The sequence below is a fragment of the Lactobacillus sp. PV034 genome (assembly GCF_014522305.1).
Taxonomy (GTDB): domain Bacteria; phylum Bacillota; class Bacilli; order Lactobacillales; family Lactobacillaceae; genus Lactobacillus.
Genome location: NZ_CP041982.1, coordinates 1,540,177 through 1,555,879, shown reverse-complemented (window position 1 = coordinate 1,555,879; position 15,703 = coordinate 1,540,177). Strand labels below are relative to the sequence as shown.

The window sequence follows — 15,703 nt, the reverse complement described above, 5'->3', positions numbered from 1 at the left end:
TTTTTATTTTACAATAGGCTGCACTTAAGACAAAAACAAAAAAGCGCCTTAATGCGCTTTTTGGGAAAGATTATTCATCTTTTTGGTTTTCACTACTTGATTCCTCATTCTCAGTAGAATCTTCTTTGGCTGCATTTTCCATTTGTGTCTTAGTCACAGTAGTTCCAGACTTAACTACTTTAGCAATGGCACGAATATTATAAGTTAAATAAATGCCATCTGCATCAATTACTACAGTATTTTCTTGTTTATTTACAGTATCAATTGTTCCATAAAGACCGCTTGACATCATTACGCGATCACCAGGTTTTAAACCTGCTTCCATTTGTTGTTTTTGTTGTTGCATTTTCTTTTGTGGACGCATTACAAAGAAATATGAAAAAGCAATCAATGCAATGAAGATAATCCACATAAACATATTATTGCCGCCCTTAGCAGCTGTATTAGCTAAATAAAATAAATTCAAAATTTTCACCTCATAAAATAACTAGCTCTTATTTCTTAATTATTAATTATAACCTATTTCTTTAAATCTGACAGTTACTTATTTTTAGGTGGTAGGCCCAACTGCAAATAAGCTTTATCCGTAGCTACTCTTCCGCGTGGCGTCCTGATAATAAAACCTTTTTGTAGTAAATATGGTTCATAAACCGATTCAATCGTATCAGTATCTTCACCAATATTAGCAGCTAAAGTTTTTATCCCTACAGGACCTCCAGAATAAGAATCAATCATTGTTGCGAGTAACTTGCGGTCAGTTTGATCTAGCCCTTCATTATCTACTTCTAGTTGAGTCAATGCATGTTGCGTGGTTGCTAAAGAAATTGCATCTTCGCCTTTAACTTCCGCAAAATCACGGACACGTTTTAATAATCTATTGGCAATTCTTGGCGTACCACGTGATCTACGTGCCAACTCTAAAGCCGCATCTTCATTAATCTGAGTATTGAAAACTTCACTAGAACGCAAGATTATTTTTTCAAGGTCAGCAATTTCATAGTATTCCATATGCTCAACAATCCCAAAGCGATCGCGCAATGGCGCTGATAATTGTCCAGCTCTGGTAGTAGCACCAATTAAAGTAAAGGGAGGAAGTGGCACATGGACTGCATGGGTTGTTTGCCCTTCACCAACAACAATATCGATATAATAATCTTCCATTGCTGAATAAAGAACTTCTTCAACGGGTTTTGCTAAACGGTGAATTTCATCAATAAATAAAACATCCCCGGGATCCAGTTCAGATAGTAAAGCAACTAAATCACCAGCTTTTTCAATTGCGGGACCTGAAGTACTTTTTAAATGAACTTGCATTTCATTAGTAATCACAAAGGCTAAAGTTGTTTTACCTAAACCAGGAGGTCCATAAAGTAAAACATGATCTAAAGCTTCATCCCTTTGTTTAGCAGCCTGAATATAAACTTTCATTTCTGACTTAACTTTATCTTGACCAATATATTGGCTTAAAAACTGTGGACGTAATGATAATTCGGTATTTTCTTCTTCGTCATTACTTTGTCCATCTACTATTCTTTCTTCATCAGACACTTAGCTTCACTTCCTTTACTAAATTGTTAATTAATTATTTTTTTAATAATAAACCTAAAGCTTCTTTAATGTAACCATCTGCTGTATTTTCAGGCAACTTAGCTAATTTTGGCGTAATCCGGTCTACTTCTTTTTGAGTATAGCCTAAGGCAATTAAAGCCAAAAGTGCATCTTGTAAACTTGCTGGAAGATCTGCTGTCTTGGCACTCTTTTTGACATAGTCGCCTAATTTTCCCTTTAAATCTAAGACAATTTGTGAGGCTGTCTTCTTACCGACACCAGGGAAACGGGTTAAGTACTTAACTTCCCCCTCTTGAATCGCACTTGCTAATGAATCCGAATCTTCTGCTGCCATAATAGCTAAGGCAGACTTAGGACCAATTCCTGAAACAGATAATAATTTTAAAAATAATTCTTTATCTTCTGACTTAACAAAACCGTAAAGCGTAATTCCCGTATCACGAACAATTTGTTCAACATAAACTGTCGCTTCTTTATTTTCGGTATAAGAATATGGTGTCGGCGAATAAAGCTTATATCCTACGCCATTTACTTCTAATACAATATAACTTGGTTCAACTTTAGTAACAATACCTTTTAAATATTCGTACATTTAATTACTCATTCTTTTTAAACATCTTATTTAAATCATTCGCACTTAAACGAACAATAATAATTTTTCCATTACTATCTTGATATGGATCTGAGCTATAACGTAAGTCCTTTAATAAATTTTGGGCTTCTAAAGATGAAAGTTTTCTACGATTTCTAATACTTTGGGTAACAATTTGGTTTGTAATTTCAATTTTTAATTTTTCACTATTTGAAGCTAGTCCATTCAAAAATATATCTAGTAAATTTCGAACTTGATGCTCAACATCATGCTTTAACCAAATAGGATAAGTTCTTAAAATGAAACTATTTTGTCCAAAATCTTCTAAAAATAGCCCAAACTGTTTTAGCTGTTCTAGTTGCTCTTTAATTTTTAAATAATCTACATTAGAAAAATCTAACAAGATCGGTTCTAACAAACCTTGCTGGGATGCATTTTCTTGCTCTAGTTCATGATAAACTTGATCAAACTTCAATCTTCTTTGCGCTCCCAATTGATCCACTAAATATAAATCACCTTGAGCTTGGGCAATAATATACCCTTCCATCTGCCCTACCAATACCAAGTCTGCCAAACGACTAGCAACAACTTCATCACCCTGAGATAAAAGTGATGTATCTTCTTTTTCGGCTGATTTGCCAAATGGCGTAAGTTTTACTTGCTCATTAACATTCTTATTCCAAGAAGCAGTGATTACATACTGATCATCACTACGTGGCTTATCTAAATCAACATAAGTTGCTTCATTTACTTCTAAATGATTATCACTTTGGCTCTTTTCTTCTGATTCATTATCTTCAAAGATAACTGGACGCTTAGTATTAACAGCATTTTTATTTAAATCAAACTGCAATTGACTAATTTGATCTTCCTTTTTATCTTGGGCTAACAGGTTATCTAATCCTGAACTTTCGTGTTCATTCTTCATTAATGTATCAGAAATAGTTTCAGTTAATAACCGCTCCAATTCCTTATCTTTAGAAAGCCGCACTTCTTGTTTAGTCGGGTGAACATTAACATCAACTAGCAAAGGATCAAGTTCAATATTAATCACCGCAATTGGATAGCGACGCGGACGCAATTTACTACCATAACCGGCCATAATACTTTGCGTTAATTGATTATTGCGCACATAGCGGCCATTTAAAAGTAAAGAGATAAAATTACGATTCGAACGCGTATCTTCTACACTAGAAATTAATCCTTTAATTTTAAAATCTGGGCTATTTCCTGCAATTGGGATCATTTTTTCGGCTAAATGACGGCCATAAATATTAGCAACATCTAGCTTTAAATCATTGCGTCCCATAGTCTTTAAAATAGGTTTGTTGTTATTGGTTAAAGTAAAGGCTATTTCAGGATGACTTAAAGCTAAACGATCAACAATATCTACAATTTTTAAAATCTCAGTCCGTTCTGACTTTAGATACTTTAATCGTGCAGGAGTATTGTAAAACAAATCGCGGACGGTAATTTTTGTTCCTTGAGGGGAAGCCGCATCTTCTTGCTCCTTCTTTTGTCCACCAGCAAAACTTGCCTTGGTTCCTACTTCACTGCCATCACTAGTTACAATATCCACATGAGCTACTGCCGCAATTGAAGCTAAAGCCTCACCCCTAAATCCTAAGGTTGAAATATTAAACAAATCTCTTTGAGTACTTATCTTACTAGTAGCATGACGCGTAAAAGCTAAATCAATTTCATCACTTGCAATCCCACTACCATTATCTTGGACCGTAATTTCTGATAAACCTGCTGCTACAAAATTTATTCTAATTCTAGTGCTACCAGCATCAATCGCATTTTCACATAATTCTTTAACAACACTAGCTGGGCGCTCAATAACTTCTCCAGCTGCAATTTGATTAGTTAATTCCGGTGATAATTCATGAATTATTGCCATTAGTCCTTCTTCTTATCTTTTAGTTCATTTTGCCATTGCGCTACTAGCTGCATTACTTCAAGCGGAGTTTTATCTGCTAAATAAATATCTTTAATATCATCTAAGACATCAGCTTGCTCATCAGTTAAAGCTGGAGCCTCTGCTACTGGCTCCTCAACTGGAGCTGTAAATAAATCAAGTTGCTCAGTAGTAGTCTGAGCTCCTTGTGCTTCTAAATGATGCAACATACTTGTAGCCTCGCGCAAAACTCGTTTAGGTAAGCCAGCTAATTGAGCTACATGAATACCATAAGACTGGTCAGCAGGGCCACTCAAAATCTTATGTAAGAAAATTAGTTTACCATTTTCTTCAGTAGCACCAACATGAATGTTTTCTAGGTGAGTTAAAGTTTCTGCTAAATCGGTTAATTCATGGTAGTGAGTTGCAAATAAGGTCTTTGCTCCAACTTTATCATGTAAATATTTTACAATTGCCCCAGCTAAAGCCATCCCATCATAAGTAGCCGTTCCACGACCAATTTCATCAAACAAAATCAAAGAACGTTCAGTTGCATGTTGAAGCGCATCATTAGCTTCACTCATTTCTACCATAAAAGTACTTTGACCAGAAATTAAATCATCTGCTGCACCAATTCTAGTAAAAATTTGATCAAAAATTGGTAACTGAGCTCGATCTGCTGGAACAAAACTCCCAATTTGCGCCATGATCGCAATTAGCGCCATTTGACGCATATAGGTGGATTTCCCAGACATATTAGGACCTGTGATTAAAAAGATATCCACATTTTTATCCATCATCACATCATTAGGAATATAACTTCCAGCAGTTAACACCTTTTCCACAACTGGATGGCGTCCATTAGTAACTCTAATTTCGTGACTCTCATTGGTCATGGCTGGACGTACGTAATTATTTTGTTCTGCAACAGTAGCAAAAGCAACTAAAACATCAAGGCTAGCTAATTGTTTACCTAAAGTTTGCAGCGCAGGAATATAAGTCTTAATATTTTCTCTTAATTTAACAAACAGCTCATATTCTAAATCAGTGGATTTTGTTTCTGCTTCTAAAATAAGTGCTTCATGTTCCTTCAGGTCCGGAGTGATATAACGTTCGGCATTAGTCAACGTTTGCTTACGCGTATAACGATCTGTAGGTACTTTACTCTTATTAGAGTTCGTCACTTCAATGTAGTAACCAAAAACCTTGTTGTAACCAACTTTTAAATTGTTAATTCCTGTTGCTTGACGTTCATTAGCCTCCATTTCTGAAAGCCACTTTTTACCATTTGTCATAGCATCGTGATAACGATCTAATTGATCAGAAACACCCTTGCGAATAATTCCTCCTTCAGTTGTAGATAAAGGTGGTGCCTCAACAATAGTTTCTTCAATTAATTTTTGGATGCCTGTTAAAGGATCAACTTGTTTGGCAAAATCCACTAAATATTTATTTCCAGAATTTTTTAAAGTATCTAAAATACCAGGAACTGCTTTAAGTGAATTCGATAATTGCAACATTTCACGAGCATTAACCGAACCAAAAGCAATGCGTCCAGTTAATCTCTCCAAGTCATAAACACCCTTGAGGTTATCAATTACATTTTCACGCGTAAAGTAGTCATCATAAAATGCCTGAACCATTTCCTGGCGTGCCTTAATATCGCTTAATGAAAGTAAAGGACGTTCAATCCAAGCCTTTAATAAACGGCCTCCCATAGCTGTACTGGTTTTATCCAACAACCAAAATAGCGATCCCATCTTCTTTCCAGTTTTTGCTGAATGAGTTAACTCAAGGTTAGTTTGAACAGTATGTGACATTTGTAAGTATTGATTTGGTTCATAGCTTTGAGCAATTTGTAAGTGAGCCAAACTACGTTTTTGAGTAGACAAAAGATAAGCAACTAGCTGACGCGTAGCAAGTTTTTCTGCTTGATGGCTTAAGTTCTGCATTACATAAGAGATTTCAGCATGTTCTTCATCTAATTTAACCGGTGCCGACAAAGTAATATTAGCCTTATCTATAAAATCTCTATTTGCCGGAGTTAATGCACCCTCATAAACTACTTCTTTTGTCTGTAGTGATAGTAGTTCATTTGCTACTGCTTCCCAATCTTTTAAATGAGTTGCAAAAGTTTCCCCAGTGGATAAGTCACTGTAAGCTAAACCAAAACCACTGCTTGTCGAAACTACTGAAGTTAAATAATTATTCTCCTTAGCTTGATCAGGGCGATCTGCCATCATTGTTCCAGGAGTGACTAATTGAACAATTCCACGCTTAACCATCCCTTTAGCATGCTTAGGATCTTCCAGTTGTTCACAAAGTGCAACTTTATATCCCTTTTCCACTAAAGTATTCACATAAGAATCCACAGCCATATGGGGCACTCCTGCCATAGGGATAGGATTGTCTGTTTTATTAGAACGATGAGTTAAGGTTAATTCTAAGATTTGGGCTCCTTTAACTGCATCATCTTCGAATAATTCGTAAAAATCTCCCACCCGATAAAATAAGAAGGCATCAGGATATTGATCCTTAATTTCATAGTATTGTTTCATCATGGGAGTAGTGTCTTTTTTGGCCATACTTAACTCAGGATCCTTTCTACAAACCTACGTTCTATTATAACGTAAAACTCATTGAAACATATTAACTCTTAGATGACAAAAATCTTCATGTCTGATCACATGAAGATTTAATAATTATCTAACAAAATAGCTACTAAAGCCAAGGCTAGTAACGGAAATAAAATTCAGTTGTAGAGAGGTGAAAATATTCGTTCCTTCTAAAAATACTAGTTGCCCTATTTTATTCCTCTGCTGACATATCAGGCTTTCTTTTAATTACTAAAATATAATATAGTGCACACAGTAATAACGAAATCCCATAAATATATTGTGTACATAGTGATCCCCATAGTCTTACAATCCAGCCGCCGAGTATAGAGCCAATTGGAATCATTACCGACAAAATACTATAATTAATTGTTTGAACTCGTCCTAAAACAGAAGATGAAAAACTTAATTGAACTAAGGATTCAAAATTAATATTCATCATTGTAATCCAAGCGCTTGATATTGCTGAAGCAAAAAGTATTATCCATACATTTAGCGTTATAGCCAAAGGTACAATTAATCGAAAGATCCCTGCTCCTAAAAAGCAAAGAGCTACAAATACATGCATTTCTTCTTTTCCAATCTTAAATTTTTGAACTAATAAAGCGCCTAAAATACTACCTAAAGAAGAAGCAAAAAGTAATGCACCATAACCAAGCGCAGAATTTTTAACATAGCTTTGTGCAAAATAAGGTAAACCAACCATAAAAATGCCATAAAATAGATTAATGACACAAATGGGTAAAATCAATTCCAAAATTGTTTTTTGTTCTTTTAGAGTTTTCCATCCTATTAATAAATCCTTTATATACGAACCAGTAAAATATTCCTCTTCTTCAAGAACTTTTTTTGCTATAACTTTAATTTTTAAATTAGAATAAAAATATAAAGCAATAGCAAAAACAATCCCAGAGAAAATTACTGTAATGTTTATGGAAGTTATTGTAATAATAACAGTTACAAAAGCATCTAAAGCTATATCTAAAACTTTATAAGTTAACTGAAAAATGCCGTTAAATCGCAAAACTTCTCTTTCCGATACAAAAAGAGGTAACAATTTGTCTTCTGCAGGATAAACCACAGAAGATAATATAGAAGAAATTGTAAAAAGTATGAGTATTAAAATACTAACTATTATATTTCTAATATTAATAGTTAACATAACTACAATTCCAATACTAATTAAAATCTGAATGCAAGTAGATATTTTTAAAAGCCTTTTTATAGAAATTCGATCGATTAAAGGTCCAAAACCAAAAGATATCGTGTCAATTCCTGATGTTATTGCAAAAATTATAGAAACTACTAAAGTAGAGTTCGTTATTTCTTTAAAATGCCATAAAATAGACATATAAAAAAGACTATCAGCTATATTAGTAGCTATTCTCCCTCCCAGTAGCCTATATACATTACCGTATTTCGTAAAATTATTCATTTTATATTATTCCATTTCATGTTGAAAACTAAAATTCCAATTAAGTTCCCGAGGGAAAAATGGAAATCTTCCACTTGGTTCAGCGATAGTCGTCTTCTTTAACAATCGCCCTACATACAGTCCTGTTACTTGTCCTGAATATATGGCTTCTGGTATACCGGATATCGGCATTGTGACGCTTCCGACGGCAAATATCCCTAAAACATTTGTTTCCCCAAAACTATTAGTTTTTATAAAGCCATTCTTCTGTAATATTCCTAAATTTTTAAAATAAGATGTACTTCCATTTTTTAATTTGTAAGAATTATAATCAAAAATTATCCCATCATATTTACGAAGAATATTATTATTAATTCCATAATTTTTCTTTTGAATATTTACTGTTTCATCAAATACATAATAATTTACTAACTCCAATTTATTTTTACCTAATTTAGAAATAGTTTTTGATAAATCTTGTACTGAGTTTTTATCTGTTCCAGCTATTAATACTCTTTTCCAATTATGATCATTTACTGCTTCGTTTATCATTTCCTCTGGCGTATGTAATCCAATTGTTGCGACTTCTGGTGTATCTAATATATTTGGATGTGTCATAATTCCGGTTGCAATAATTACATATTTTGCTTTTAAAATCCGTTGATTTGTTATAACTTTAAAAAACTTTTTCTCCTTATCAATTTGTACTACATATTCTTGTATAAAATTTACTTCTGCTTCTTTTGCATCATTCCATAAGGTATTAATAAGATTTCTTCCAGAAAATGCCCAGTGTTTAGTTATTTGTATATAAGCATACTGAGTAAGACCGCCTACTCTATTTGGCTCAATTATTCCTACTTTTATATTTTCATTTGGAACTTGCATAGGAGTTCCCTTTTTTAACATAATACTTGTATATAATCCCGCAGGTCCACCGCCCACTATTAGTACATCATATTTATTTTCTTCCATTTATTTTTCTCCTTGAATAAAAAAACATATATAGGTTAGAACCCATATATGGTTTTCGTTTTAATATGGCTTATCTACCGTTGGATAAGCTGTCATTAAAATTTCAGCACTATCTGATAATGCAGGCATTAATGTTTTATCTAATTCATCCAAATTAATTTCCATATTTTTCATAGAAAGCTGATCTTTAGAAAGTCTTATTTCCATACTACTTCACCTCCTTTAATAATACTTAAGATTTTATATCCTATTTAAATAATAAATAGCATTAACAGCTGTTAGTCCCTGAAAAGATCCAGGATAAAATTTAATATATTTTTTTCGAGTGAAGATATCATTAAAATATTCTACCGATGGCATTCGGAATCCCCAACTATTTCTATAGTCTATTGGGGTACCCCTTTTTTTCATAAACTTCTGAAAATTATGAATATAATTTAAATACTCTTCTTCTTCTTGCGAAAATAATTCAATAAATAAAAAAGGTGCTATTAAATTTTCATTAGCTATTCGCTTATTTCTCCAAATTAGTCTTTTAATAATTCTAGAAGAATCCGAAGTGATAGCTTTGCTAGCCCACATTATCTGTTTTTTAACTTTTTGAGTATACTCTACAGATTTAATTTTTCCTTTAAAATAATGACTTAATACCAAAGAATAAAAAGATAAATTTGCACCCGTTAAGTTTTTATAGTGTTCAATATATCTTTTTACTATTTGAAATAAATTCATGTTATTCTTTGATACAAAAATAGAACATATACCTAAATTTGAAAGCTCTAATCCTTCCTGATCCAATTTCAATCCAGAACGAATATCACATAATACTACATTATCTAAGTTATAAATTTTATTTTTTAATTCATCAAAAATCTTAGTTTTATTATGCATAGTAGAATCCATAATTATAAATTTAAGCGAATGTGTAGACTGATTAACCCTGCTTATTAATTTATCTAAATCCGTAGTTGATAATGAAGCATCATACTTAATCGGTTCAAAATAAAAGAGATTGGCATTTACATTATTAGTAAAATCAGTATAGATTTCATTTCCCATACTTTTTAAAATTTTTAATAAATATTTTGTTTCAAAATACCCTGCACTAGCCTGAATAATTAATTTTTCTTTAATCAAGCTACTAAAGCAATTTAAAATATTCGAAATTGCATTCATTCCACTTGAAAAAAGAAATGTTTTACTTGTCATATTTTTGATTTGATAACCTAATAAATCCGCAAAGTCATTTTCATCATTTAAGAGGGTTTCATAAGAATAATGATAAGAATAATTTTGTAAATCTTTTACATTTGTATTCCATAATGGTGATTTATATATTGGTGCCGTTCTATTGCAACACTTTTTTATCCAACTTTTCCTTATCTCCTGATTTAGCTGTATAATTAACCGTTCATTTTGAATTATTGTATCTTCCTTTAATGAAATATGAGGTCTTGATAATTCCATTTCCCTTGCTATATCAGTCAGATTTCTAACCTCTTCTATTTGATTCATATATATTTCATAGCTCTTAATCATATATAACATACTCTCTTGGAAATTTTATTCCATGCAATTCTCTATGAGTAGTAGAATAATATGCTCCAATTGGAAACATAAACACTTTGCTTCCAAAGCTGATAGTACATTTTGTATACTGTCCAAAATAATCTTTTTCATAACAAGTATTTCCATAAACATTTGTGGTCATAGGCTTCCTATTTATTTCATTTTTTGAATATCCAATTATTCTCGGTATATACCATGAACTATTATTAAATTGAGAAGTATCTACCACTATATAACGCTTATCCTCAAATTCATTTTCATCAATTACAGCCGCTTTTAATATACCAATAGTTCTTACTATAGCTGATCCTGGTTCTATATAAACATCATAGTGGATGGGAATGCCTAAATGATTAATAAACAATCCTATTTGATTCTTTAAAAAAAGATTATCCCATCCTCCACCTAAATTTATAGAAGAAATATTCTTTAATAATTTCTTCTTCAAAATATCTTTAATAAATTTACTGAGTCTATGCCAATCTTCTAAAACTTTGTTTTCTTGGTGAATAAGAATACTATCTATTTTAAAACTGTATCTTTTTTGTAATGACTCTAAATCTCGTAGTGCGCCTTCTGAAAATCCAAATCTAGAGATAGATGAATTTCGATCATATAAGTTCCTTGGAGCTCTTATTCTAATTCCTATTTGTAAAGCCCTATCACTATTTAACTTAAGAAAATTTTCTAATTGAGAAATAGAATTAAAATAAAAAATTTCCTTATTCTTAGAAATATGATTATGAAGAAAAGAAAAGCCTGTTCTACTAATAATCTTATTTTTGAATAATCTTATACTTTCATACTCTTGATCTGAAGAGATACTAAAACCACTAACTTTCTTATTTATAATTTGTAATACTTCAGGATTCATGTTAGCTTTAACAGAATAAAATAAATAAACTCTATTCTTCGAATAACTTAAATCCTTAATTATTTTATTCAAATTATTGATTAGTAATCTATGAGAATATAACACAACAGGAGATTGATACGAATTAGACTCATTGACTAACTGTTGAATAAGTTTAGATTCTTTTTGCATTAATTTTCTACCTTTAACTCTTATTTATGTAATTTTTATTTAAGGTAAAATAGGCAATGTTACAATAATCATAATTTATTCCTCCTAAATTAATAATTAGAGAAATAATATCATCACGAATAAATTTTTTGTTAAAATTTGCAAATATGCAAATTTATTTTGGCAAATTTACAATAAATTTCTTATATCCTGATAAAGATAAAATCTCTAGAATCTCCTCACTTTGACTTCTATCATTCTTAAATAAACTTTCAAAATATTTCCCTAATAATTTATACATTAACATATCAGGATTAGCTGACATATTTTCTAGTAACTTCAGTATGTTTGTTAGCAACTGCTGATCTTGTTCTTGGTATGCCCTGCCTAAATAATTAATGCAAATCGATCCTATTCTCCTTTGAGTTTCAAAGGAATACTGAGATATTTTATTCATATAAGTTCGTATAATTTTTTTCATATAAATACTCAATCGTTGCATATCAAAAATCATCATAGAACTTCCAAATAGTTGTAAAAATACTTTATTTGTAGTCCACTCATCAGCTTCATTTAATTTTTGAGATAATTTTTTAATAATTATAGGATCTAAATTTTTTAAATTATCTTGTAAAATTGACTCCATCAACGTAGCTTGTAAAACAATATTTTCTTTTAATTTTATGGGACGATATTTTTCTTTAATAGATTTTATTTCTACTAAATTACGATCATAAAAAGCGTTCGCTAGTCGTTTTAAAATTTCATCATCTGAGTTTTCGTTAACTAACTTTTCTTCATTAACAGCTGTCATCAATTCATTTAATTTAATTTTATTAATATTAATTATTTTAAAGAAATCTATAGTGCGTAAATCTTGTTGCCCTTGTTCAACTCTTGAATATTGAGATACTGAAATAATATTTCTAACGAATTCTTTTTGAGTTAATCCTCTTTTTTTACGTTCTTGATATAAGAATTTTCCAATATTTCTTTCTTGATTCATCTTTATCTCCAATTCTATATAAAAGTATTTTTTCTCTGTTTAAATTCACTATAACAGAACAACAAAAAATGCTGATGACTTAGTCATCAGCATTTTAATTATTTAAGATTAATAAACTTTTTAATAGGAGTTAGCTTATTACATCATGCCCATACCTGGGTTAGCTGGAGCAGCTGGTCCATCATTCTTTGAGTCATCTGGATCATCAGCAACAACTGCTTCAGTAGTTAACAATAATGCAGCAATTGAAGCAGCATTTTGAAGAGCTGAACGAGTTACCTTAGTTGGGTCAATAATACCAGCATCAATCATGTTTTCCCATTCATCAGTAGCTGCGTTGTAACCAACTTCTGGCTTTTCGTGTTCCAAGTGGTCTAAGATTACTGAGCCATCTTTACCAGCATTTTCAGCAATTTGACGAACTGGAGCACCTAAAGCTCTCATAACGATCTTAACACCAGTTTCAGCATCTTCACTGTCGCCCTTTACACTGTCTTGGATGGCTTTCATAACATCAACTAAAGCAGTACCACCACCAGCAACGTAACCTTCTTGAACAGCGGCACGAGTTGCGTTTAAGGCATCTTCGATTCTGTACTTCTTTTCCTTCAATTCAGTTTCAGTAGCAGCACCAACTTTGATGACAGCTACACCACCAGCAAGTTTTGCAAGACGTTCGTGTAACTTATTACGGTCAAATTCTGAAGTAGCATCTTCAATTTGACTCTTAATTTGGTCAACTCTTTCTTCAATAGCTTCTTTAGAGCCACCACCTTCAACAATAGTTGTTGAATCCTTAGTTACAGTAACTTTGCCTGCAGTACCTAATTGATCAATCTTAGTATCCTTCAATTCAAGACCAAGATCTGAAGAAATTACAGTACCACCAGTTAAAATAGCAATGTCTTGAAGCATTTCCTTACGACGATCACCAAAGCCAGGAGCCTTAACAGCAACTACATTGAAAGTACCACGAATCTTGTTCAAGACAAGAGTTGGAAGAGCTTCACCATCAACATCATCAGCAATAATCAATAATGACTTACCTTGTTGCACAATATCTTGTAATAATGGCAAGATGTCTTGAATGTTAGAAATCTTCTTGTCAGTAATCAAGATGTAAGGATTATCAAGGTCTGCTTCCATCTTGTTGTCATCAGTTACCATGTATTGTGATAAGTAACCACGATCAAATTGCATACCTTCAACTACTGATAATTCAGTGTTAATACCTTTAGATTCTTCAATAGTAATAACACCATCATTACCAACTTTTTCCATAGCATCGGCAATTAAATTACCAACTTCTTTACTTGCTGAGGAAACTGAAGCAACTTGTGCAATTTCTTCTTTAGTACTTACTTGGTGACTGATCTTGTGCAATTCATCAACAGCTGCCTTAGTAGCAGTTTCAATACCACGACGAATTCCTACAGGGTTAGCACCAGCAGTAACATTCTTCATACCTTCTTGGGTAATTGCTTGAGTTAAAACAGTTGCAGTAGTAGTACCATCACCAGCGATATCGTTAGTCTTTTGTGCTGCTTCTGCAACAAGTTTGGCACCCATGTTTTCAAAGTTATTCTTTAATTCAATGTTCTTAGCAATCGTAACACCATCATTAGTAATATCAGGGTTGCCGTAGCTCTTTTCTAAAACAACATTTCTACCCTTAGGTCCAAGAGTAGTTTTTACAGTGTTAGCTAACTTATCTACACCTTTTAATAATGAACGTCTTGCGTCTTCGCTAAATTTAATATCTTTTGCCATAATTCTAGCCACCTTTTATTTAAAATTACTTAATGACAGCGATAATGTCGCCTTCGTGAAGAACTAAGTAATCTTCACCTTCGTAGTTCAACTTAGTTCCAGCATACTTGTCAAAGAATACTTTTTCACCTTTTTGAACTGACATTGGAATTAATTCGCCGTTTGCACTACGTCTGCCTTCACCAACAGATACAATTTGTCCTTCTTGAGGTTTTTCTTTGGCATTAGAAGCAAGGACAATGCCTCCAACCTTTTGTTCTTCCTCTTCTTCAACTTTTACGATTACACGATCACCGATTGGTTGTAACATGATGCATGCCTCCTATTGCATAATTAATATTTAGCACTCATTTTTGTCTAGTGCTAACTCACAATTAAAATATTAACCTCTTTAGAAGATGAATGCAAGAATTTACGTTCAAAAAATTAGCACTTTTTATCATTGAGTGCTAAATAGCAAAAAACACAGGCTATTACCTAAGTCTGTGTTTTAAAATTAATTTTAATTAGTCATCAGTTTTCTTATCTGAATCCAAGAAATAAATTAAAGTTTGAAGTTCAGTTGCTAAGTCGACATTTTGTACCCTAATATCTGCAGGAGCAGACAGGCGTAAAGGAGTAAAATTCATAATTCCTTTAATTCCAGCTTCTATCATTTCTTCAGCTGTCTTTTGAGCAGCTGCTTGTGGAACTGATAAAATAGCAATCGTAATTTGTTGCTCTTGCAATTGCTTCTTCATTTCACTCATATCATAAACAGGAACGCCACTCATAATTGTTCCCGTAATCTTAGGATTAATATCAAAAGCTGCTGAAATACGAATATTATTAGTGCGCTTAAAATTGTAATTTAAAAGGGCTTGCCCCATATTTCCGACGCCAACTAAAGCAACATTAGTTAAAGTATCCTGGTTTAAAATCTTTTTAAAGAAATTCAAGAGACTTTTGACATCATAACCATAGCCTCTTTTACCAAGAGCACCAAAATAAGAAAAATCTCTTCTAATAGATGCACTATCTACTTGCACTGCTTCTGATAATTCCGTAGAAGAAACTTTTTCTTTTCCTTCATCATTTAAAAAAATTAAATAGCGGTAATATAACGGTAATCGTCTTGCCGTTGCCTTAGGAATTTTAATTGCTTCCATTTCTTTTACCTCATCATCAATAGTTTGTGAATGTGAATTATTTTACTTTTCACATCAATAATACGCGATACTTTCGAAAAAAATCAAGTAAGCAAGTTCACAAATTAATATTTTTAAATAA

14 protein-coding genes are annotated in these 15,703 nt (G+C 32.3%); all 14 read right to left on the bottom strand.

The genetic code is table 11. The features are described 5' to 3' along the window. Window positions 1–70: 70 nt before the first annotated feature. Complete coding sequence (gene yajC, locus FP432_RS07855; RefSeq protein ID WP_265488764.1) at window positions 71–466, bottom strand: preprotein translocase subunit YajC; 396 nt, start codon at window positions 464–466, stop codon at window positions 71–73. A 74-nt stretch (window positions 467–540) separates the two neighbouring features. Beyond that, window positions 541–1,548: a Holliday junction branch migration DNA helicase RuvB gene (gene ruvB / locus FP432_RS07850; RefSeq protein ID WP_265488763.1), complete on the bottom strand. Its 1,008-nt coding sequence runs from the start codon at window positions 1,546–1,548 to the stop codon at window positions 541–543. A gap of 34 nt (window positions 1,549–1,582) precedes the next feature. Further along, window positions 1,583–2,161, bottom strand: a complete 579-nt coding sequence (gene ruvA / locus FP432_RS07845; RefSeq protein ID WP_265488762.1) for a Holliday junction branch migration protein RuvA — start codon at window positions 2,159–2,161, stop codon at window positions 1,583–1,585. 4 nt (window positions 2,162–2,165) lie between these two features. Next, a complete protein-coding gene (gene mutL / locus FP432_RS07840; protein ID WP_265488761.1) occupies window positions 2,166–4,064 on the bottom strand; it encodes a DNA mismatch repair endonuclease MutL in 1,899 nt (632 codons plus the stop codon). Beyond that, window positions 4,064–6,646: a DNA mismatch repair protein MutS gene (gene mutS / locus FP432_RS07835; protein WP_265488760.1), complete on the bottom strand. Its 2,583-nt coding sequence runs from the start codon at window positions 6,644–6,646 to the stop codon at window positions 4,064–4,066. Before mutS ends, mutL begins: the two co-directional genes overlap by 1 nt. Window positions 6,647–6,869: 223 nt before the next feature. Next, window positions 6,870–8,111: an MFS transporter gene (locus FP432_RS07830; protein ID WP_265488759.1), complete on the bottom strand. Its 1,242-nt coding sequence runs from the start codon at window positions 8,109–8,111 to the stop codon at window positions 6,870–6,872. Between the two features lie 6 nt (window positions 8,112–8,117). Further along, window positions 8,118–9,065: an NAD(P)/FAD-dependent oxidoreductase gene (locus FP432_RS07825; protein WP_265488758.1), complete on the bottom strand. Its 948-nt coding sequence runs from the start codon at window positions 9,063–9,065 to the stop codon at window positions 8,118–8,120. A 60-nt stretch (window positions 9,066–9,125) separates the two neighbouring features. Beyond that, window positions 9,126–9,272, bottom strand: a complete 147-nt coding sequence (locus FP432_RS07820) for a hypothetical protein (protein WP_265488757.1) — start codon at window positions 9,270–9,272, stop codon at window positions 9,126–9,128. Between the two features lie 33 nt (window positions 9,273–9,305). After that, window positions 9,306–10,580 (bottom strand): hypothetical protein, encoded by a 1,275-nt coding sequence (locus FP432_RS07815; protein ID WP_265488756.1) that lies wholly within the window; start codon window positions 10,578–10,580, stop codon window positions 9,306–9,308. A gap of 16 nt (window positions 10,581–10,596) precedes the next feature. Beyond that, window positions 10,597–11,679: a hypothetical protein gene (locus tag FP432_RS07810; protein ID WP_265488755.1), complete on the bottom strand. Its 1,083-nt coding sequence runs from the start codon at window positions 11,677–11,679 to the stop codon at window positions 10,597–10,599. A 154-nt stretch (window positions 11,680–11,833) separates the two neighbouring features. After that, window positions 11,834–12,664 (bottom strand): helix-turn-helix domain-containing protein, encoded by an 831-nt coding sequence (locus FP432_RS07805; RefSeq protein ID WP_265488754.1) that lies wholly within the window; start codon window positions 12,662–12,664, stop codon window positions 11,834–11,836. A gap of 138 nt (window positions 12,665–12,802) precedes the next feature. Continuing rightward, window positions 12,803–14,434 carry a chaperonin GroEL gene (gene groL / locus FP432_RS07800; RefSeq protein ID WP_265488753.1) on the bottom strand — a complete coding sequence of 544 codons (1,632 nt, stop codon included), beginning with the start codon at window positions 14,432–14,434 and terminating at the stop codon, window positions 12,803–12,805. A 25-nt stretch (window positions 14,435–14,459) separates the two neighbouring features. Further along, the gene (groES, locus tag FP432_RS07795) at window positions 14,460–14,744 is read right to left on the bottom strand and encodes a co-chaperone GroES (protein ID WP_265488751.1); all 285 of its coding nucleotides are present in this window, start codon (window positions 14,742–14,744) and stop codon (window positions 14,460–14,462) included. Window positions 14,745–14,940: 196 nt separating this feature from the next. Next, complete coding sequence (locus FP432_RS07790) at window positions 14,941–15,582, bottom strand: redox-sensing transcriptional repressor Rex (RefSeq protein ID WP_265488750.1); 642 nt, start codon at window positions 15,580–15,582, stop codon at window positions 14,941–14,943. Window positions 15,583–15,703 lie beyond the last annotated feature (121 nt).